The sequence below is a fragment of the Terasakiella sediminum genome (assembly GCF_033100395.1).
Taxonomy (GTDB): Bacteria; Pseudomonadota; Alphaproteobacteria; order Rhodospirillales; family Terasakiellaceae; genus Terasakiella.
In genome coordinates, this window is sequence record NZ_JAWLVJ010000001.1 from 47,956 (window position 1) to 68,428 (window position 20,473).

Sequence of the window (20,473 nt, forward strand, 5' to 3'; positions counted from 1 at the left end):
GTTAAGAGTGTGGCTATGAAAACTCCCCTGATCGGCATCACCATGGATAGCGAAGATGGCAGCGCTGGCGCCTATTCCAAATTCGACTGGTATGCGTTGCGCGAAAATTATGCAGGCTCCGTTGCTCACGCGGGTGGCCTGCCTGTTCCCCTGCCCCACGAACCAGAGCTGGCCGAACAGTACCTTGACCTGATCGACGGTCTGGTCATCACTGGCGGGGCCTTTGATGTGGACCCGTCCATGTACGGCGAAAGCGATGTGCATGACACGGTCATCACCAAGGATAAACGCACCAAGTTCGAATGGGCCATGGTCCAGGGCGCGTTGGATCGCGATATGCCCATCCTCGGCATCTGCGGCGGGCAGCAATTGCTGCATGTGGTTTTAGGCGGCAAGCTGATCCAGCACATCCCGGACAGCTATGATAACTGCCTGCCCCACGAACAACCAAATCCGCGTGATGAAGCCGGACATACCGTTGCGGTGAAACCAGGCACATTGCTGCATAAAATCGTCGGGGAAGATGAACTCTCCATCAACAGTGCGCATCATCAGGCGGTTGCGAATGAACCCGATGGCATCATTATCAATGCCACCGCTCCTGACGGGGTGCTGGAAGGCATCGAAGTTCCGGGCAAAAAATTCTGTCTGGGTGTACAATGGCACCCGGAGTTTCATATCTGTGAAGGCGACAAAAAAATCTTCACCGCATTTATAGAGGCAGCACGCACATGAGCGACGAAAAACTCACCCTGAAAGGCGAACGCATCGCCAAGGTCATCGCACGCGCAGGTGTCTGTTCGCGTCGCGAGGCCGAACGCAAGATCGAAGCAGGTGCCGTCAGTGTTGATGGCAATGTCATCGACAGCCCTGCACTGAACGTTCTGCCCACCAATATCATCGTGGTGGACGGCAAAGCCCTGCCCGATAAGCAACCGCCACGCCTGTGGAAATTCCATAAATCCCGTGGCCTGATCACCAGTAACAACGACCCGGAAGGCCGCCCAACGGTCTTTGATCAACTACCTGCGGGCACACCACGTGTGATCTCGGTCGGGCGTCTTGATTTCAACACCGAAGGCCTTTTGTTGCTGACCAACGATGGGGAACTGGCACGTTTTCTGGAAAAACCAAATTCCGGCATGGTGCGTCGCTATCGCGTGCGTGTGCATGGCCGCGTGAATGAAGATGAGCTGGCCGCCCTTAAAGAGGGGCCGGTCATTGAAGGCGTGCAATATGGATCGGTCGAAGCCGTACTGGATGTGCAGAAAGGATCAAACGCCTGGATCAATGTAAACATCCGCGAAGGTAAAAACCGCGAAGTCCGCCGCATCATGGAATCTTTGGGTTTTGAAGTTACCCGTCTGATCCGTACGGATTATGGCCCGGTGCAACTGGGCAAACTGCCACGTGGCGAGATGGAAGAAATCCCAAGAAAAGCTTTGGCAGAATGGTTTGGCGGAAAAGTGCCCGGCATTTCTGCATCGCGCAATACCGGCAAAGAAGGGTTTGCCCAGGCGCGTGAAAAACCGAAATTCAAAGGTCCGCGCAAAGACAAACGCAGCGATGACAACAAAGTTGCAAAAAAAGGAAGAAAGCCAAATGCGGATCGTCGGCGGTAAATTTAAAGGGCGCAAACTGATCGCGCCAGAAGGACAAGATACCCGACCAACCTCGGACCGTGCCCGTGAATCCATCTTTAATATTCTGGAACATCAAAGCTGGGGGCGAAGTGCGTTGCGCGAAGGCCGCGTGCTGGATGCCTTTAGTGGGACAGGTGCTTTGGGTCTGGAAGCATATTCGCGTGGAGCGGCACATGTGACCTTTTTAGACAAGGATGAAGCCGCTATGAAATGCCTGGTGCGAAATGCAAAGGGTATGGGGGATCGACACACGCTTCAACCCTTGCGTGCTGATGTTTCTAACCTGACGGTTGCGCAAGAACCCTATCAGTTAATCTTTATGGATGCGCCTTATAAATCAGGTTTGACTGATATAGCACTGCAAAACCTTGTAAACAAAGAATGGCTGAATTCCGGGACAATTTGTGTGATTGAGCTTTCCAGTAAAGAGAAGTGGAACGCCCCTGAAACTTTCGAAGAAATCGATCGTCGCAAGTATGGCGCCGCACAGGTTGTATTTTTGCAGAAGCACTAATCAGCACTCGATTTCTACCAGTGATCATACTATAGTCTGCTTTCATCCAAACTTTGGGACACCATGAAACGCATTCTTCTTTCACTGGCTTTGGTCTGCCTTTCCCTCTCTAGCGCTTCTGCGGAACCGATAGTGGTGACCTATCCTCATCCGCCGGAAGAAAGTGATGCACGTGCAGCCTACGCCGTCCGGGTTATCGGACTTGCCCTTCAAAAAACAGAAGAAGATTTTGGTTTCTGGAAAGTCCAGTTTTCCGCCGACCCGATGGAACGCCCGCGCATGGAAAGCACGGTGGAACAAGGCAAGATCGCGTAGGTTCTGATGCTGCCGGGCAGTGATGAATATGATAAACGCTTCACCCTGATCCCTATTCCTATCGATAAAGGGCTGATCGGATTTCGCATTTCCTTGATCCACCGGGAAAATCGCAACCTTTTTGCCAACACGACCACACTGGACGCACTGAAGAAACCGTTTGCATGCCTTGCGCGCAGCTGGAACATCACCAAGGTGTTTGAACATAACAAGCTGAATGTGCGCAAATCTGACAAATACAAAGACCTGTTCAAGCTGCTACAGAATAAGCGCTGTGAGTATTTCTCTCGCGGGGTGGGGGAACTTCTGTCTGAATTTGGATATTGGTCACAAATTCATCCCGATATTGCGATTGAACCGCATATCCTGCTGCGCACGCCGATGGCCATGTATCTCTACGTCAGCAAATCCCGACCCGACATTGCCAAACGTCTGAACGAAGGTTTGAAACGTGCCTTGAAAGACGACACGTTTGAAAAGCTGTTTCAGGATGAATTCAGCAGCGACATTTTGGCCCTGCGCCTGATGGGTCGTCCGGTGATCAACCTGGAAGCCATCAAGCCGCACGCAAATGCCCCAGTTGGAAATTACGGTCTCTGGTTCAGACCTTAAGAGTAGGAAGTTTTTGCCCGGTCAGGCAAATCCTGCCACCCGAAACTAAAAGTTACTTCAATAAAATCAAAGACTTAACACCAGCGCATTCTGGCATTCCCCTTGCTTTCTTTATTCTTCGTGACCCGAAAGGTCACATATAACCGACTAGAAGAAGGAGGACTTCATCATGATAGGCCCTGTTTCTAGTTCCATCTCCAACGTTGGGCAACTGTATGAACCGCAACGCCTGACAGAATCTCAGAACGCACTTATTCAGGAACTCCTGTCTGAGTATGATTCTGAAAATCTGACAGACGCGGACATACAGGCGATCAACGACACGTTTCGAGAAGAAGGGATCGTACCCTCACGTGATCTAAGGAATGCTATTGAAGCTGCTGGCTTTGATGCAGAGACTTTGCGAAATGGCTCAGGTGGGCAAGGCGAAGCGGGCAATCGTCCTCCGCCACCCCCGCCGCCGCCATCCAGCACTGACACCGTAGAAACCGTGAAGGCTCTCGTGAACCTGCTTGAGGAATATGGTGGTCAGAATATCGACCAGTCAGCCCTCAACGATCTTCAAAAAAAGTGGGTGGAGGCGGGTTACACCACATCAGGGAATGGCAGTTTCATTTCCATTGAGGCGTAACATGTACCGCACAGGCCAAAGTCAGCCTGTGGATCGAGCTTAGGTCCATAGGCTGACTTTTGGAGGTTATCATACGAATTCATGCCATCCCCACAGAAGGTGGGGGTGGCGGAATTCTCAAACTTTAATTCGGTGGGAAAGCTTTTGTTGCCTTCCCCTCACCCAGGATCAGCTCTCCGCTTTTATCCAGGGCTTGGACGGTCCAACGATAATTATGCTGCCCTGATGGCGGGCATGGTCCTGTGTAACCAAAGGCACCTTGCGCGATATCCCCAGAACCTGAATATTTGACTGTACCCCCGCCATGATTAAAACTTAGCTTATTCAGGTCAGTCATTCTAAAGCTAAGCGTCTCTGTCCCGGCCGGAATATTGCCAATTTGAAATGCGGGTGACACACCCGAACAGGCCTTGGTGTTTTGCCAGTTAAAGGCAACATCCAGGGTCGCTGCATTTTCCGCCATTTTCGCCGTCTGACAGGCAGACAGCGTCAGTCCGGCACCCAAAATAACACCCAGATTTAAAGCAAATTTCTTCATTGTTTCTTCCCACCGTTTTGGTTTTTCAATCAAAAACAGAGTACAGGCAAACAACGAATTATCAATATTAAATTCAATCAGTAAAGGACGGGTTTACCCCGCCATCTCTTTCAGCACTTTATAATAAAGAAACGCACCAACGCCGACAAAGGTCAGACTAAGCAGGCACCACTGGATGGCACCGATGCCATCATCCAGGGTGGTGTAAAACACGTAAGCTGCTGCATTAGTGAGAAGAAAGAAGAGCACGCAAATAGCGATGCCGACTTTGACCAATGTTGCGCCTTTGTCCATGAGGTCTCTCCTCTCTCTATTCAAATGCCGCGATCAGGCTGGCGAGATGTTTTGCGTATTTCTTCCAGGCTTGGGAACTGCCTTTATAGATCGGCTGAGTTACCTGACCGGAACTGGCCGTATGGGCACTGCGTTTAGTTTTGTGTGATTCATAACATTGCGGCTCCACCTCTATGCCCAGATAGGCAAAAAGCGCGTCAATTTCCGCAGATGTATTTTCCGTCAGATTTTCATAATCCAGCCTATGAATGCGCCCGGGGAAGGCCTGAGCAAATTGATCCATCAAATCCACATACATTTTATAGTACTGCGCGACATCTTCCAGCGAATGGGAGAAATCATTCCCGCTAGAAGTAAAGTCGTGTTTGAAGTTTGACCAGCAGGTCGCAATTGGGTCGCGCCGCACATCAATCACCAATGCGTCTTCCAGATGAGACATAATCAAGCCCGTCCATCTGAAATTCAGCGGCATCTTATCAACGATAAATGCTTTTTCAGTCGGAAATGCAGCGATATAATCCAGATAGCCTTTAAAGACTTCCGGGATTTTCTCGCCCCCTTCAGTTGTACACGGTGTCAGGTTCTGATTGAGGAATATAAGCTCCCCTGCCCCATAGATATCTGAATGGCTGGCGAGCACCTGTTCCACCAATGTGGTGCCAGAGCGCGGCATGCCGACAACAAATATAGGACGATTGTCCTGATTTTCCCGTTTGATGGATGGAACCGCTTTTCCATCGGTCAGACTTGCGATCTTTTGGAACAGGTCTTCGTCTTTTGAAAGATGATATTCCACCCGTTTTTTACGAATGGCATTGCCTTCGCTAAAATGCTGCATGGCCGGATCAACTTCGCCCTGATCTTCATACGCTTTCGCCAAAGCAAACTGAAGCTGTGAAGCCTGCAGGTCCGACAGGTCAGTATTTTCCTGCAGTTCTTTCATGGTAGCAAACAAGGGATCATCTGCGCTAATGCGGCAAATTCGGCTATAGTTTTTCAGGCCTTCCACAAAAGCAGGATTGATGCTCAGGGATTTGCGGATGGCACTCTCTGCTTTTTCTTTGTCACCCAGGATGTAATGCACATTGGCCATGTTATTATAGGCTTCAAAAAAACTGTCTTTGCCTGCAACCGCTTTTTCCAAAGCGCCCAATGCCTCTTCAAATTTACCTTCAGACACGAGCCTCGTGCTGAAATTGCTATAGGCATTGGCCAGATTATCTTCGCAATCCTTGAATAAGGGATCAAGCGATAATGCTTTTTGATAGGCTGCAATGGCTTTTTCAAACTGTCCAGTGCGGGCCAGAAACACACCTGATACGTTATGCAGCAGAGACAGAAACGGCAAAGCGTTGATCAGGGCGTTGACCTCTGACAACACAGTCTCAGCTGACTTTTTATTAGCCGAATTTAAAAGTGCCTGCACCCGTTGGGCGTGCTGGGGCGAATTTTCATAAAAAATCGTCTGCACATCAGAAAGTTTGGCCTTCACGCTCTCATTTTTCGGGAAGCGCGCAAGGATATCCTGGTAGGACTGGATCGCTTCTGCAAATTTGCCGCCTTTTGCCAGCCGTTCAGCTTTTTTGATTTGTACTTTTATTCCAACAGCCAAGGTTCAATCCTTTTACCCACTTCGGCCAAACAGCCGTTCGATATCTTTCAGTTTCAATTCCACATAGGTGGGCCGACCGTGTTTACATTGCCCGCTATGTGGCGTGGCTTCCATTTCACGCAATAAGGCGTTCATTTCATCCAATGTCAGACGACGCCCTGCACGGATCGATCCATGGCATGCCATAGACCCGCAGACATCCATCAGTTTGTCTTTCAACGACATGGCTTCATCAACTTCTGCCAGACTATCAGCCACATCTTTCACCAACCCCTGCACATCCACTTTCGCCCCCAGCATGGCGGGTACTTCGCGCACGACCACCGTACCGGATCCAAAATTTTCAAGCACAAGACCAAGTTCTTCCAATTCAGCCGAGCGCGCCACCAGTCGGTCCGCATCGGCCAAATCCAGTTCTACGACTTCGGGGATCAGTAGTCCTTGACGTTTGACACCTGTTTCTTCCACATCGTTTTTTATGCGTTCATACACCAATCGTTCATGGGCGGCATGCTGATCCACCATAATGATGGCATCGCCACTTTGGGCTATGATGTAGGTTTCATGCAATTGTGCACGCGCCACACCCAGGGGATATTCTTCCGGCGGTGCCGCCATAGCGGTATCCGATGATTCACGAACGTTTGCTTGCGGTGGCGCATCCAACCCAGTCAGCGGGGCCTGAAAGGCAGCGGCCTGTTCACGCAATCCTTGCGGGATATAATGCCCCCCGCCACCCCCACCGTGGGAAGAGGGATGAGGCGACGTAATAGCACGCGCCATTTCTGCGGCGCGCGGATCAATGGCATGGGGCTGCTGCAACGGCATTTCCGCCGGACGCATGGACGCCAATGCTTCATCACTCACGGTCGTTGCCGCCAGATGGCCTGCGTTATTCAAGGCCTGTTTCAAAGCGCTGACGATCAGGCCACGCACCCCTTGGGGATCACGAAAGCGCACTTCTGCTTTGGCCGGATGCACGTTCACATCCACCGCACGCGGCGGCAGTTCAATAAAGAGCGCGAGCAACGGATGACGGTCATGAGCGAGGAAGTCACGATACGCCCCCCGGATCGCCCCATAAAGCTGCTTATCCTTGACCGGACGCCCATTAACGAAAAAGAACTGCAACGCATTGTTGCCCCGGTTCAAGGTCGGCAGGCTGATGTGGCCTGTCAGGCGCACATTGTCACGTTCAGCCTCAATCGGTATGGCATTTTCAGCAAAGTCCTTGCCCATGATCCCGCGCAAGCGTTCCAGCAAAGCTTCGAACAGGTCACCATGGGCGACAGGCAGTTTCAACAGGGTGCGCACGCCATCACTTAAGGTAAAGCCGATCTCCGGGTGACACATGGCGAGACGTTTTATCACGTCCATGCCGTGGGTCAGTTCCGTGCGCGGGGCTTTTAAGAATTTCAGGCGTGCCGGAGTGGCAAAAAACAGATCACGCACTTCAATGCGCGTACCTTTGGGATGGGCGGCTGGTTCCGGCCCTTCCTTTTCCCCGCCTTCGATACGGATCGTCCAGGCATTTTCAGATTTTTCTGTGCGCGACGTTATCGACATGCGCGAAACAGAACCGATGGAAGGCAAAGCTTCACCGCGAAAGCCCAGTGTTGCGATATTAAACAGGTCTTCATCCGGGATTTTGGAAGTGGCATGACGTTGTACGGCCAGTTCCATTTCATCCGGTTCCATGCCACAGCCATCATCGGTAACAGACAGAAGCACACGTCCGCCTTCTTTCATCACCACATCGATGCGTGTCGCGCCTGCATCAATGGCATTTTCCACCAGTTCTTTCATCGCGGACGCAGGACGTTCCACCACCTCACCGGCGGCAATCTGGTTAATGAGCGTTTGGGGGAGAAGACGAATGCCCATTTAGATAAATTCTTTCTTCAAGCGTTTCATATATTTCAGCAGCCCTTCGGTGGAAGCATCTTCATCCATGATCGGCATTTCACCTGTCAGCTTGGGTGTCAGATCACGGGCCAGTTGTTTTCCCAGTTCCACACCCCATTGATCGAACGAATTGATGTTCCACAAAATGCCCTGCACAAAGACTTTATGTTCATAAAGCGCCAGCAACTGCCCGACCGTGAAAGGTGTAACCAACGGCAGAACCAATGAATTGCTGGGCTTGTTACCCGGGAACGTGCGATGCGGGGCCAGCTTATCGATTTGGTCCCGCGACACACCTTCAGCCGTCATTTCCGCGCGCACTTCTTCTTCGGTTTTGCCCAGCATCAACGCTTTCGTCTGCGCCAGGAAGTTCGATAACAAAATGGTCTGATGTTCACGTAATGGATGGTGATTATTCGCAACACCAATAAAGTCCATAGACACATCCCAACTGCCCTGATGCAGCAACTGGAAGAACGAATGCTGCGCATTGGTGCCTGCATGACCAAACACAATCGGTCCGGTAGAATAATCAATCGGACGGCCCTGCAGGTCCATGCGCTTGCCGTTACTTTCCATATCCAGCTGCTGCAGATACTGCGGGAAACGGGTCAGATACTGATCGTAAGGCAGCACCGCATGGGTGGACCATCCGAAAAAGTTGGCATACCACACGCCCAGCAAAGCCATAATGATCGGCATGTTATGCTCGATCGGCGATGTTCTGAAATGTTCATCCATCGCATGCGCGCCTTCCAACATTTCTTCAAACTTGTCCATGCCAATGACCAGCGCAATCGCCAGACCAATGGCCGACCAGACGGAATAGCGCCCGCCGACCCAATCCCAGAACGGAAACATAAATTCCGGATCAATCCCGAAGGTTTTGACTTTTTCTTCGTTGGTGGAGACAGCGACAAAATGCTTGCTGACGGCCTCACTGCCCAGACGTTTCACCAGCCAGGACCGCGCTGATGTCGCATTCAGCATGGTTTCCTGCGTAGTAAAGGTCTTGGAGGCCACGATAAAGAGGGTGGTTTCCGGATCCAGATTACGCAGTGTTTCCACCAGGTGAGAACTATCCACGTTGGAGATAAAACGCGGGGTCAAATCATCACGTTGATAGCTTCGCAAAGACTGCAATGCCATGATGACGCCCAGGTCAGACCCGCCAATACCGATATTAACGACCGTTTTGATATGACGGCCTGTCACACCACGCCACTGACCTTTGCGCACATCTTCGGTAAAACGGCGCATCTTGTTTAAAACAGCGCGCACATCCGGCATCACATCTTCGCCGTCCACCATCATGGGGCGTTCAGAACGATTGCGCAAAGCCACATGAAAGACCGCGCGATCTTCGGTGGAATTGATATGTTCGCCAGCAAACATACGATCACGTGCGCCTTCCACATCCACTGAACGCGCCAGATCACCCAGCAAAGACATGGTCTTATCGGTGATGCGGTTTTTGGAATAATCCAGCAAAATGCCGCTGGAACGCACGGAGAATTTTTCAAACCGCTCTGCATCTTCAGCAAAGAGATCGCGCATATGCAAGGATTTGATATCGTCATGATGGGCCTGAAGAGCTTTCCAGGCGGGATTATCGGTCAGTGCGCTCATAATGTGGTTGTGCCGTTTATATATAAGAGGCCGCCAGACTAAACCGTTTTCTTCAGAAAGGGAATCCCCCTTATCCCCTTTAAATCTTCCAAAACGGCCAAAAGGGCCGGGATCAGAACAAGCACCAGCAAGGTTGCCACCATCAGGCCAAAAACAAGCGTGATCGCCATGGGGATCAGGAACTGGGCCTGCAGGCTTGTTTCAAACATCAGGGGCGTCAACCCGCAGATGGTGGTGGCCGATGTCAGGATCACGGCGCGCAGACGATCAACCGTGCCGCGTTTGATGGCTTCCAGCGGTGCTTTACCCATATCCAGATGTTCTTTGACCGTGCTGACCAGAATGATGGAATCATTGACCACAATCCCGCTTAGCCCCACAAGTGCGACAAGAGAAAGCATGGTCAGATCAAACCCCATGACATAATGCCCAACGGTCGCCCCGACAAAGCCGAACGGAATAACCGACATCACGACAATGGGTTTGGAATAGCTGGAAAAGACCCAGGCAAGGATTATATAGATCGCACTAAAGCCCACAATCACGCCTGTGATCATATCACCAAATGTACGTTTCTGTTCTTCGGCTTTACCTGCAAAAGACATATGTACATTATGTTTGCGTGCCAGTTCGTCAATCCCGTCGCGCTTTAAAGCATTGATCACAAGGTCTGTGCTGGTGATGGATTTATTAATCTCCCCGGTGATAGAAACCTGACGGATGCCATCTTCGCGTTTGATAGTGGCAAAACCGTTTTTGCTGCGCAAATTCGCCACCTGACTAAGCGGCACTTCAGCGCCCGCAGGACTGCGGATATAAAGTTCATCCAGACTGGTCTGACTGATATGGGCGCGATCAAACTGCACCCGGATCAGAACTTCTTCATCTCCACGCGGGAACCGTTTGGCAATGGCCCCGTCAAAACTGTTGCGCACCTGACGCGCCACATCTTCGGTGGTGAACCCCAAGGCTTTGCCATGTGGGCTTAATTCCAAAATGGCTTCTTCTTTGCCAAACGGAAGATCGTCTTCTAGCGCTGAGACACCGGGATAGCGTTTCAGCAAATCCAGTGCATCTAGCGAGGCTGCCTTTAACGCCTGAATGTTATCACCCTGAATGCGGATATCCACGTCCCGTCCGGGCGGGCCTGCGCGTACCGGGATCAGAGTCAGACGTTCCAGCCCGGCAGTCATCTTGACCTGTTCGCGCCATTCTTTGGTGAAATCGTCTGTGCGTACCTCACGTGCATCTGAGGCTACAAGTTCCACATAAATGCCGCCCAGATGGTCACTGCCCGCACTGGATTTTCCACCCCCATGTGCAGCCGAACCTGACACCCGGGTGCCGACTTTGGCAACGTGGGTCACAACCAGATCACCGCCCAGCGCCGCATTAGCTGTCAATAAAGCCTTTTCAAGTTCATCCACCATCTTCTGGGTTTCAAGCCGGGGGGTGCCCGCGACCATTTCAACGTTGGCAAAGATACGTTCGGCTTCCGGTCCTTTGAAGAACTGAAAGCCCACACGCCCGCCTGCCACCAGCCCGATACAAATGATCAATGCCCCAAAGGCCATGGCAATGGCCGTATAGCGATATTCCAGAACCTGTTCGATAAACCGGGTGAATTTGGTGTCACGAAAATGATCGAAGCGATCATTAAACCGTTTTCGAAACCCTGTGACTGCTTCCGGCTTGCCTTTCAACGCATGGCGCATATGACCGGGCAGAACGAAAAAACATTCAATCAAACTGGCAATAATCACCGCAATGGCAACGAACGGGATCGCCGCAATGATCTGCCCCATGATATCAGAGATCGCAAGCAAGGGCATAAAGGCAGCAATGGTGGTCAAGCTGGAGGCAAAAACAGGGACCAGCATGCGTAAAGCGCCCGCTTCGGCGGCTTCCACAGGCGACAGGCCACGTCGGCGCAAGGTTTCGGAATGTTCGCCCACCACAATCGCATCATCCACCACAATCCCAATGGCCATGATCAGACCAAACAAGCTGATCATATTGATGGTCTGCCCCGACAGCGCCATGACAAACAGGGTTGCTAAGATAGAAACCGGAATGCCAACCGCCACCCAAAAGGCCACACGTGTATTCAAAAACAAAAACAGGATGGCAAGCACAAGCACCAGCCCGGAAAGACCATTGCTTAACAACAAATCGATACGATCACGAATAAGATTGGCCTGAACCTCATATTGTTCCAGGCGCACATTGGCTGGCAGGGTTGGACGCACATCTTTTAAAAACTGCGTGACGATATCATCGACTTCCAAGGCATCTGCGGTGGTGGAGCGACGCACCTGCAGTTCAATCGCCTGCATCTGATCAAAGCGGACTTCCGCCCCGTCTGCGTCAAACCGTTCACTGACACGTGCGATATCCGACAGTTTCAGCTTTTCACCATTTTCACGCGCGCGCACTTCGATACTGGCAACACCCTCTGCGGTTTTGACCTCGCCTAGCCCCCGGATTTGTTTGGCCTGCGCGCCACCTGTTTCCCCTGCCGGAATATCTTGGGAAATTTGACTGATGCGGTTTGCGATATCGCCAATGGTCATATCCAGACGGCGCAGTGTTTCCGGCAAGACTTCCACCCAAATTTCTTCATCCCGCGCACCGTTCAAATCAACCTTATCTACCCCTCGGGCCAGCAAATCATCGCGCAATTCCTTCGCCATGGCCTTTAGTGCACTTTCCGGATAGGGCCCACTTAACAGCAATCGGCTGATAGGTTCATACCGTGTTACCCGGTTGATCACTGGTTTTTCACTGTCTTCGGGCAAGGTGGTGACCTGGGCAACAGCGGTTTCCACATTGGACAAAGCGGTCTGCATTTCTGTGCCCGCTTCAAATTCAATGGAAATGCTGGCAGAACCTTCGTTCGAGGTGGATTTTACATGTTTGATGTTATCGAGAAAGCGCAATTCCGGTTCCAAGGCCTGCACAATATTGGCATCCACATCTTCGGCGCCTGCCCCGGACCAGGTGACATTCACCGTGATCACATCAATGCCGAAATTAGGGAAGAACTGTACGTTCAGGCGAGTCAGCGACACCACACCCAAAAGGATCATCAGAAACATCAACAGATTGGGGGCCGTGCGATGGCGGGTGAACAGGCTGACCAGATTAAATCGACTTTCGTTATGCCCCTGTGTCATGATCCAGCAACCTTAACCAGAATGCCATCGCCCATCTGGGCAAAGCGGGTGACGCAAATCTGATCGCCCGCTTTCAGCCCGCCCGCAATCAGAATCCGGTCTCCATCGGTGGCTGCAATTTCCACCATCCGTTTTTGCAGACGTCCATCGTGGACCACATAAACAATGCCGCCATCATGCAGCGCGCGTTTCGGTAGCGCGACCACATCTTTATAGATATCATCGGGAATAGAAACTTCCACAAATACGCCGGGGCGCAGATCGGTTTCTAATGTCAGACCGGACAGGGCCGCAAAAACTTTACGCCCGCCCGTTGCCGCATCCACGCGAGCATCAATGCGGTTAATCAACGCCTCATAAGTCATATCATCGCCCCCGCGGCGCACGGTCACGGCGACCTTGCGACCTGCCAGCGAATGTGTGCGGGTCAGCCGGGCATAATCGGCTTCGGACACATGAAAGCTTGCTTCCAGATTTTCAAGCGAGATCAAACGCCCCAAGCGATCCGAGGTCGAAACCTGCTTTCCTTCGGTCACATCCGTGTCGGTCAAAAAACCATCAAATGGCGCTTTAAGTCGGGTATCTTCCACATCACGCCGGGCTTTGCTTAAGGCCGTCTTTGCTTTTTCCAATGAAGACTGCGCCTGCACGATCTGGGTCTTCACCCGCGCCAATGTCTGTTCACGCACCAGAACATTCTGTTTGCGATCATTTAACTGTGATTGGGCATCATCAAAGGCTTTTTTACTGACCGCGGCACGTTTTAACAATTTGCGCTGTCGTTCCAGCTCGCGCCCGGCAATGGCAACTTGCTGTTTATCGCCGGGTACCAGTTTTTCTTCACCTGCCAGTACGGTTTGAAGTTCCACCAATCTGGCTTCAGCTTCTTTTAAATCCGCCTCGCGTTCCTGCTGGGTGGCGAGATAGTCAAAGTCATCAATGATAACCAACACATCCCCTGCACGCACCGATGCCCCATCGCCCAATTGATCATGAACGGAGGTGACAGAGCCAGAAACTTGCGCGCGCAATTCAGCTTCGCGACCTGCGCGAATTTCGCCAAAACTACGTAAATGGGGGCGGATATCTTCAAACGAAACCGTCTGGACTTCCACGGGCCAGAACCGTTCTTCAACTTCTTTTAGGGGAGTTTCCGGTTTGGTGAATTTTAGAATCGCAAAAATAAGGGCGGCAACCGACAGGATCAAAACAGGAATGATCACTTTTTTTAAACTGTGCGAACTTTCCATCGCCCTTACCCCTGATAATTTATGCCTATCCTACTCTACAACCTATTATATTACCAAACTGTGAAATACGTCACTTAGCTGCTTTTTTCGTCACCAGATAAATCCCGCTGAAAATCAGGACAATCCCGACGTAGTGGAAATCCTTCAAGGTTTCACCCAGCAGCAACATCCCCAAAACCGCCCCAAAAATCGGCATCAGGTTCAGGAAGGTTCCGGCCACATTGGCACCCACCAGCTCGACCCCCCGGTTCCAACACAGGAAAGACAGAACAGATGGGAAAATACCGATGTAGGCAAAAGCGAGGATACTATCGCGCGTCAGGATGATCTCAGCCCCGGTTGAAAGCTCCCAGCCATAAAGCGGTACCAACAAGACAATCCCGGCAAGAACCATGGCAAAGGTAAAACCAAGACGGGACAGGCCTTCAGGGATTTTTGCCAGCAAGACCGTATAGATTGACCAGACAACAACGGCGACCAGCAGGATCAAATCCCCCGGGTTAAAGGTCAAGGTTGAAATGGTCATCAAATCTCCGCGCACCACCACCCAGGACACCCCAAACAACGACAGGATAATCCCGGCGATGCCCAGCTTGTTCAGTCCTTTTCTCAAAATCAACCAGGAGAAAACCAATGTCACAATCGGCATGCTCGCCTGCACCAGCGAGGTATTGACCACATTGGTATAATGCAATCCCCAATAAAGCAGTGCGTTAAACGCCGTGATGCTTAAAAAGCCCTGCACCGCCACGTAAGGGATATGGTTCTTCAAAATCGGCAGATCACGCATAAAGGGCTTAAAACAGATCGGTAACAAGATCGCAGCTGCGATCACCCAGCGCCAGAACACCATCGCCACAGGCGGCAGGTCCGTTGCAAAAGCGCGCCCCACAACCGAATTGCCTGCCCAAAAAAGAACAGCCAAGGACAAGAGAATATAGGGATGCAGGATAAAGCGCATATGGATTAACTTTTTTAAATCATTGGAAACAGGACTGTACTGCCCGAACGCCAAAAGAGGAAATTAAAAATACTGATAGGTAGATATGGTTTATTCTGATGACAGCGCAACCAGCCGGGCTGTGCGTGAAAGACGCTTCTCTTTATCGTTGATGGTTTCCTGAATGAAATTTTCCAACCCGGCCTGATAGTCGAAAATATCCAGCAAGCGGTTTTGCAGCTCTTCTTCCCACAAAGCTTGATATGATCGCCCCTCAGCTTTAATCGCCGATAATCCAACAGGCTTACCTGCCAGTTTCAACGGACCGCGCAGGCTTTGATAGCTATGGGCCGTGGTGATCACCTGATCGCAATCGCTTTGAAAATCCAGCCCGTCAAATTCGACGAATTCATAATTCACCCCCAGCGCTTCGCTGTTATGCATGGCGTCCAACTGGTCGGCATCCAGCCAGGTGACCATCTGGCGGGTGCGCAGGCCTACTTCATAATGATAGGTCGCTGCCACACTGCCGTATGTAGTGAAATGAGCAGAATAAACAGAATCGTAATCAGACAGCCAACCCGCCATCACAGGTACGCATCCGGTGGGGAATTTGCGCTTTAACTGCACCGGGGACTGGTTGGACCCACAGGCCAGCACAGGGATACGATCAGACAAATCAACACCCGTCTCCCAATCCATCTTCACCCCATCATTCAGGATGAAAGAAGTTTTTGAAAGCTCATAAGGGTAATCAAGGGCGCGCCGAATGTTCACTCTGCCGCTTTATCCGTGACATATTGCGAGATATCGACTTCGTCAATCTGATCTTTGCGCAGGAACTTGTTGGCGTAATCCAGATAAGCCCCGGACGTCAGGAACAGTTCAAACAGGTCCTTATCCAGATGGTTGTCTTTCACCATAAAGGACATGATCTTGATGGATTGGGACAATTTCTTAGGCAATTTATATGGACGGTCCGCAGCCGTCAGCGCTTCAAAAATATCAGCAACTGCCATCATACGTGCAGGCCAGGACATATCTTCCGCCGCCAATTTGCGTGGATATCCTGTGCCATCCATCTTTTCATGGTGACCGCCTGCATATTCCGGCACTTTCTTGAGGTAGCGCGGGAACGGCAACTGATCCAGCATGATGATGGTCTGGATAATATGATCGTTAATCTTAAAGCGATCTTCTTCCGTCAAGGTACCTGCCTTGACTTTCAGGTTATAAAGTTCGCCCTGATTATACATATTTTCAGGCGGCGTCATCTTGAAGCCATACGGGTTATCTTCGTCAAACAAGGATTTATCCTTGCGTGGGAAGATATGGTGCATTTGATCTGAGAGCAGATTTTCTGTCACCGGCAGGGCAGGCTCTTCGCCACTGTCTTTCTTGCGGGTCAGTTCTTCATGCCCGATACCGATACGATCAGAAAGCGTGCGCACCCAGGTTTCCTTGGCGATTTCGTCCAGACGGTCCATGCGTTCTGGTGCCATGAATTCTCCACCTACATTGCATTCCGCAACAAAAGCAAAGTCATCATCCAGCTGTTTCAAACGTGCCGCATAGGCGTGTTTGAGCTTTTCTTTTTCCGCCTGATCGTCCGTCTTGTTGATTTTCTGCAGAAATTCAATCTGCGCATCGCGTTTTAAAATTTCAAAGCGCATGCGCACTTCGTGGATACGGTCATAGATGGTTTCAAGCTTGGTGGCTTTATCGACGATATATTCCGGTGTGGTGACCTTCCCGCAGTCATGCAGCAGACCTGCGATATGCAGTTCATACTGTTCTTCTTCGGTCATATCAAAATCAGCAAAGGTGCCGGATGTTTCCTTGATCGCGGCCGCCGCCAGCATATCGGTCAAAACGGGCACACGTTGGCAGTGCCCGCCCGTGTAAGCGGACTTGGCGTCGATCGCGCCTGCGATCAATTCGATGAATGAAACCAAGAGCTTGCGCTGTGCTTCCACCAGCAACTGGTTATCCAGCGCGATGGCCGCCTGGGCCGCCAAAGCTTCCACAAATGGCTGCAGTTCTTTGTCAAACGGGATGACTTCGCCTGTCTGTTCATCCTGCGCATTCAACAACTGCAAAACCGCAATGACACGGCCTTCATTGTTATAAAGCGGCACCGTCAGAAAAGATTTAGAACGATAGCCCGTGGCTTCATCAAATTTCTTGGTGCCCTGAAAGTCAAATCCGTCAAATTCATAGGCATCGTCAATACTGATGGTATTCTTGGACAACGCACAGTAAGACGCCACGTTTTTTCTGTTTTCTTCACCTGTCTGCGGATCATAAAGTTCCACGGGCGGCAAAGTAATCTCGTTGCCGGATGTGCCTCCATTGTATATCTTCAGACTGTCATTGCGCATAATCTCAAAACGCAAACGACTGTCTTCATCCACCACCCGGTACAATGTCCCACCATCGGCGTTACACATGGATTTGGCTTCATTGAGGATTTTTTCCATCAGACGGACGGAATTGCGCTCAGTCGATAAGGCCAGACCAATATCCAGCAATTTTTTAAATCGATCCGCAGTCACTTCGGCCATTATACAGAGCACTCACATTTTTTCACGACCAACCGTCAACGCACACAGCGTCGCCCCCCGGTCTTCTTTTATGGCGGCAAATTCATGAAATAATAATTAAACCCGTTTAAATATATCAAAATTTTGTTCGACAATACAAAAGTTTAAATGAAAAAAGTTAGTGTACGGTCGATTTCTTGGACAGCTTATCAACCTGTGAGTACATGAAAAATGCAATCTGCACGTAATCAACTAAAGCCTGAAGTCGCACAATAGGATTGTAAGCCAGACAATCCGGGTCTTTTTCGATCAGCGCCAAAACGATGGAAAGATCATCTTCGCTATTTCTGAGCACTTCAAAAAACGCACGATATTTCTGTTCAATCGGGCCCAGAATACGAAAGCGTGCGTAATCCGGTTCCCCATGCGTCGTCACCAGATCGTTCAGCAGGGATTTTAACAAAGAATGGGTTGTGACGACGGGAATCATAATTAAATATCCTGTTCTCAAGAAATTTCTGTAAGTCTTGCTCGCAGCTTGTTATGAGAAGGCGTGAGACTTTTTTCTAAAGGGTGAATAAATGCCGTTTTCTTCTTTGCGCGATTTTATGGACAGACTGGAACGTGAAGATCGTTTGGTCCGGGTCACCGAACCCATTTCCCCCGTCCTGGAAATGACCGAAATTCAAACCCGCCTGCTGGCCGAAGAAGGCCCGGCTGTGTTGTTTGAAAACGTCATTAAAGAAGATGGCACCCCTTATGACATGCCCGTGCTGGTCAATCTGTTCGGCACCGTGGAACGGGTTGCCTGGGGCATGGATCGTGAACCTTCGGGCCTGCGTGAAATCGGTGAAACTCTGGCATTTTTGAAACAGCCAGAACCGCCAAACGGCTTTAAAGAAGCGCTGAAATTGCTGCCGCTCGCCAAAACCGTCATGTCCATGAAACCCAAAACGGTCAAAAAAGCGCCGTGCCATGAAGTCGTGCTGGAAGGCGATGATATCGACCTGTCCAAACTGCCGATTCAGACCTGCTGGCCGGGCGAACCGGCCCCGCTGATCACATGGCCTTTGGTCGTCACCCATGGGCCGGACAATGGCCGCACTGATGATTTCAATCTAGGTATTTATCGCATGCAGGTGCTGGGCAAAAACCGTTGCATCATGCGTTGGCTGAAACACCGCGGTGGGGCACAGCATTTCAAACGCTGGGTCGATAAAAACAACGCCCCTATGCCGGTGGCAATCGTTCTGGGTGCGGACCCCGGCACCATCTTGGCCGCTGTAACGCCAGTGCCCGATACACTTTCTGAATATCAGTTTGCCGGGTTGCTGCGTGGTAAAAAAGTGGAACTGGTGGATTGTAAGACCGTTCCTTTAAAAGTCCCTGCTGAAGCCGAGATTGTTCTGGAAGGTTTTGTGCGCCATGATGAAGAGGCACCGGAAGGGCCATATGGCGATCACACGGGGTATTATAACAGCGTGGAAGATTTCCCGGTTTTTGAAATCACCGCGATTACCATGCGTAAAAAACCGATCTTCCTGTCCACTTTCACGGGGCGACCACCGGATGAACCAAGTGTGCTGGGCGAAGCGCTGAACGATGTGTTCGTCCCTCTTTTGCAACAACAATTCCCGGAAATCATCGATTTCTGGCTGCCACCGGAAGCCTGTTCTTACCGGGTCGCCGTCGTATCAATCAAGAAAGCTTATCCCGGTCACGCCAAGCGCGTACTGATGGGGTGCTGGTCGTTCCTGCGTCAGTTTATGTATACCAAATTCATCATCGTGGTGGATGACGATATTGATGCGCGTGACTGGAAAGATGTCTGGTGGGCGGTGTCCACCCGCATGGATCCGGTGCGCGATACATTAATGGTGGAAAATACACCGATTGATTATCTTGATTTTGCCTCCCCCGAAAGTGGACTTGGTGGTAAGGTTGGATGGGACGCAACCAACAAAATGGGCAATGAAACCCATCGCGAATGGGGCACCAAAATCGCCATGGATCAGGAAGTGGTCGATAAAGTCAGTGACATGTGGGACAAACTGGGTCTGCCGGGTAGCGGTAAACCCATCTGGAAATAAAGTCAGGATTTCATGCGCAGATTCCACCCACTCTTCGCAATCATCATTGCTCTTTTATCGGTTTTGGCACAAACACCGTCTTGGGGTGATGACAGATTTAAGATCGGTCAAATCAAAGGTACCCAACTGGCAGCCTTTGGGGAACCCATCCTGCGCGAAGCCTATCGACGTTTGGGCCATCAAATCAGCTTCCATCCGTTTCCAAGCAAACGCAGTCTGGTGATGGCAAGTGACAGCCAACTTGATGGCGAAATGCTGCGCACAAGCCGAATTGCGGACCTGTATCCCGACCTGATCCGCATCAAAGTGCCAATTTTCAACAATCCCATCTATGCCTTTGCGCTACGTGACAATATCGTGGTGAAAAGCTGGCAGGATTTGAGCCGTTATAAAATCGGTATTCTGCGCGGCCAGCTGTCGCTGGAAAAACGCACGGCGGCTTATCAGACCCGCACCTTTGTAAATTATGAAACCGCCTTTCAATTTCTACACAATAACAAAATCGATTTGATCATTGCGCCGATCTATCATGCTGCGGGGGCTTTAACTGCTGAACAAAACAAGGCAGTACGTATCCTCAAGCCTGCTTTGCTCAGCACACCGTTATTTCATTACCTTGCGCCGCACCACTATGAAATGAAAGCTGCCCTGACGTCCGAGCTTGAAAAAATGCGCGCTGATGGGACAATTAAAGAAATTTTATCAAACGTTCTACGGGATAAAGACATCGATCTGGATATCGATTTTTTCTGATTTCTCCTTGAGCATTTGTACAGATGGG

19 protein-coding genes are annotated in these 20,473 nt (G+C 50.7%); 8 read left to right on the forward strand and 11 right to left on the reverse strand.

The window, feature by feature from the left end; translation table 11 throughout:
* The first annotated feature begins 15 nt into the window (after window positions 1-15).
* From RYZ26_RS00245 to RYZ26_RS00270, 6 genes are all read left to right on the forward strand, one after another.
* Window positions 16-735, forward strand: coding sequence for a gamma-glutamyl-gamma-aminobutyrate hydrolase family protein (locus RYZ26_RS00245; protein ID WP_317681065.1), 720 nt, complete (start codon window positions 16-18; stop codon window positions 733-735).
* Window positions 732-1,622, forward strand: a complete 891-nt coding sequence (locus RYZ26_RS00250) for a pseudouridine synthase (RefSeq protein WP_317681066.1) — start codon at window positions 732-734, stop codon at window positions 1,620-1,622. Before RYZ26_RS00245 ends, RYZ26_RS00250 begins: the two co-directional genes overlap by 4 nt.
* On the forward strand, window positions 1,603-2,157 hold the full coding sequence (gene rsmD / locus RYZ26_RS00255; RefSeq protein ID WP_317681067.1) for a 16S rRNA (guanine(966)-N(2))-methyltransferase RsmD: 555 nt from the start codon (window positions 1,603-1,605) through the stop codon (window positions 2,155-2,157). Before RYZ26_RS00250 ends, rsmD begins: the two co-directional genes overlap by 20 nt.
* A gap of 63 nt (window positions 2,158-2,220) precedes the next feature.
* On the forward strand, window positions 2,221-2,472 hold the full coding sequence (locus RYZ26_RS00260; RefSeq protein ID WP_317681068.1) for a hypothetical protein: 252 nt from the start codon (window positions 2,221-2,223) through the stop codon (window positions 2,470-2,472).
* Window positions 2,473-2,478: 6 nt separating this feature from the next.
* Window positions 2,479-3,084: a hypothetical protein gene (locus tag RYZ26_RS00265; protein WP_317681069.1), complete on the forward strand. Its 606-nt coding sequence runs from the start codon at window positions 2,479-2,481 to the stop codon at window positions 3,082-3,084.
* A 169-nt stretch (window positions 3,085-3,253) separates the two neighbouring features.
* Window positions 3,254-3,715 (forward strand): hypothetical protein, encoded by a 462-nt coding sequence (locus RYZ26_RS00270; protein WP_317681070.1) that lies wholly within the window; start codon window positions 3,254-3,256, stop codon window positions 3,713-3,715.
* Between the two features lie 124 nt (window positions 3,716-3,839).
* Here the strand turns inward: RYZ26_RS00270 and RYZ26_RS00275 are convergent, their stop codons facing one another.
* From RYZ26_RS00275 to RYZ26_RS00325, 11 genes are all read right to left on the reverse strand, one after another.
* Window positions 3,840-4,253 carry a YbhB/YbcL family Raf kinase inhibitor-like protein gene (locus RYZ26_RS00275; protein WP_317681071.1) on the reverse strand — a complete coding sequence of 138 codons (414 nt, stop codon included), beginning with the start codon at window positions 4,251-4,253 and terminating at the stop codon, window positions 3,840-3,842.
* Between the two features lie 93 nt (window positions 4,254-4,346).
* On the reverse strand, window positions 4,347-4,547 hold the full coding sequence (locus RYZ26_RS00280; protein ID WP_317681072.1) for a hypothetical protein: 201 nt from the start codon (window positions 4,545-4,547) through the stop codon (window positions 4,347-4,349).
* Between the two features lie 16 nt (window positions 4,548-4,563).
* Window positions 4,564-6,159 (reverse strand): tetratricopeptide repeat-containing sulfotransferase family protein, encoded by a 1,596-nt coding sequence (locus RYZ26_RS00285; RefSeq protein WP_317681073.1) that lies wholly within the window; start codon window positions 6,157-6,159, stop codon window positions 4,564-4,566.
* A gap of 12 nt (window positions 6,160-6,171) precedes the next feature.
* Window positions 6,172-8,043 carry a DNA mismatch repair endonuclease MutL gene (mutL, locus tag RYZ26_RS00290; protein ID WP_317681074.1) on the reverse strand — a complete coding sequence of 624 codons (1,872 nt, stop codon included), beginning with the start codon at window positions 8,041-8,043 and terminating at the stop codon, window positions 6,172-6,174.
* A complete protein-coding gene (pgi, locus tag RYZ26_RS00295; RefSeq protein ID WP_317681075.1) occupies window positions 8,044-9,693 on the reverse strand; it encodes a glucose-6-phosphate isomerase in 1,650 nt (549 codons plus the stop codon).
* 38 nt (window positions 9,694-9,731) lie between these two features.
* Entirely contained in the window at window positions 9,732-12,869 is a 3,138-nt protein-coding gene (locus tag RYZ26_RS00300) for an efflux RND transporter permease subunit (RefSeq protein ID WP_317681076.1), read from the reverse strand.
* On the reverse strand, window positions 12,866-14,119 hold the full coding sequence (locus tag RYZ26_RS00305; protein WP_317681077.1) for an efflux RND transporter periplasmic adaptor subunit: 1,254 nt from the start codon (window positions 14,117-14,119) through the stop codon (window positions 12,866-12,868). Before RYZ26_RS00305 ends, RYZ26_RS00300 begins: the two co-directional genes overlap by 4 nt.
* Window positions 14,120-14,189: 70 nt before the next feature.
* Window positions 14,190-15,080, reverse strand: coding sequence for a DMT family transporter (locus tag RYZ26_RS00310; protein ID WP_317681078.1), 891 nt, complete (start codon window positions 15,078-15,080; stop codon window positions 14,190-14,192).
* Window positions 15,081-15,170: 90 nt separating this feature from the next.
* Window positions 15,171-15,836 carry a hypothetical protein gene (locus RYZ26_RS00315; protein WP_317681079.1) on the reverse strand — a complete coding sequence of 222 codons (666 nt, stop codon included), beginning with the start codon at window positions 15,834-15,836 and terminating at the stop codon, window positions 15,171-15,173.
* Window positions 15,833-17,623 carry an HD domain-containing phosphohydrolase gene (locus RYZ26_RS00320; RefSeq protein ID WP_317681080.1) on the reverse strand — a complete coding sequence of 597 codons (1,791 nt, stop codon included), beginning with the start codon at window positions 17,621-17,623 and terminating at the stop codon, window positions 15,833-15,835. Before RYZ26_RS00320 ends, RYZ26_RS00315 begins: the two co-directional genes overlap by 4 nt.
* A gap of 157 nt (window positions 17,624-17,780) precedes the next feature.
* Window positions 17,781-18,092, reverse strand: coding sequence for a hypothetical protein (locus RYZ26_RS00325; RefSeq protein WP_317681081.1), 312 nt, complete (start codon window positions 18,090-18,092; stop codon window positions 17,781-17,783).
* Between the two features lie 91 nt (window positions 18,093-18,183).
* Between RYZ26_RS00325 and RYZ26_RS00330 the strand changes: the two genes are divergently transcribed.
* Both RYZ26_RS00330 and RYZ26_RS00335 read left to right on the forward strand, forming a co-directional pair.
* Window positions 18,184-19,692: a UbiD family decarboxylase gene (locus RYZ26_RS00330; RefSeq protein ID WP_317681082.1), complete on the forward strand. Its 1,509-nt coding sequence runs from the start codon at window positions 18,184-18,186 to the stop codon at window positions 19,690-19,692.
* Window positions 19,693-19,704: 12 nt separating this feature from the next.
* Window positions 19,705-20,445 carry a substrate-binding periplasmic protein gene (locus RYZ26_RS00335; RefSeq protein WP_317681084.1) on the forward strand — a complete coding sequence of 247 codons (741 nt, stop codon included), beginning with the start codon at window positions 19,705-19,707 and terminating at the stop codon, window positions 20,443-20,445.
* Window positions 20,446-20,473: the final 28 nt, after the last annotated feature.

Coding starts and splice junctions, on each gene's coding strand:
- RYZ26_RS00330 (WP_317681082.1), top strand. CDS start 18,184: ATGCCGTTTTCTTCTTTGCGCGATTTTATGGACAGACTGGAACGTGAA.
- RYZ26_RS00300 (WP_317681076.1), bottom strand. CDS start 12,869: ATGACACAGGGGCATAACGAAAGTCGATTTAATCTGGTCAGCCTGTTC.
- RYZ26_RS00320 (WP_317681080.1), bottom strand. CDS start 17,623: ATGGCCGAAGTGACTGCGGATCGATTTAAAAAATTGCTGGATATTGGT.
- RYZ26_RS00275 (WP_317681071.1), bottom strand. CDS start 4,253: ATGAAGAAATTTGCTTTAAATCTGGGTGTTATTTTGGGTGCCGGACTG.
- rsmD (WP_317681067.1), top strand. CDS start 1,603: ATGCGGATCGTCGGCGGTAAATTTAAAGGGCGCAAACTGATCGCGCCA.
- RYZ26_RS00325 (WP_317681081.1), bottom strand. CDS start 18,092: ATGATTCCCGTCGTCACAACCCATTCTTTGTTAAAATCCCTGCTGAAC.
- mutL (WP_317681074.1), bottom strand. CDS start 8,043: ATGGGCATTCGTCTTCTCCCCCAAACGCTCATTAACCAGATTGCCGCC.
- RYZ26_RS00335 (WP_317681084.1), top strand. CDS start 19,705: ATGCGCAGATTCCACCCACTCTTCGCAATCATCATTGCTCTTTTATCG.
- pgi (WP_317681075.1), bottom strand. CDS start 9,693: ATGAGCGCACTGACCGATAATCCCGCCTGGAAAGCTCTTCAGGCCCAT.
- RYZ26_RS00265 (WP_317681069.1), top strand. CDS start 2,479: ATGCTGCCGGGCAGTGATGAATATGATAAACGCTTCACCCTGATCCCT.
- RYZ26_RS00250 (WP_317681066.1), top strand. CDS start 732: ATGAGCGACGAAAAACTCACCCTGAAAGGCGAACGCATCGCCAAGGTC.
- RYZ26_RS00305 (WP_317681077.1), bottom strand. CDS start 14,119: ATGGAAAGTTCGCACAGTTTAAAAAAAGTGATCATTCCTGTTTTGATC.
- RYZ26_RS00280 (WP_317681072.1), bottom strand. CDS start 4,547: ATGGACAAAGGCGCAACATTGGTCAAAGTCGGCATCGCTATTTGCGTG.
- RYZ26_RS00245 (WP_317681065.1), top strand. CDS start 16: ATGAAAACTCCCCTGATCGGCATCACCATGGATAGCGAAGATGGCAGC.
- RYZ26_RS00270 (WP_317681070.1), top strand. CDS start 3,254: ATGATAGGCCCTGTTTCTAGTTCCATCTCCAACGTTGGGCAACTGTAT.
- RYZ26_RS00260 (WP_317681068.1), top strand. CDS start 2,221: ATGAAACGCATTCTTCTTTCACTGGCTTTGGTCTGCCTTTCCCTCTCT.
- RYZ26_RS00310 (WP_317681078.1), bottom strand. CDS start 15,080: ATGCGCTTTATCCTGCATCCCTATATTCTCTTGTCCTTGGCTGTTCTT.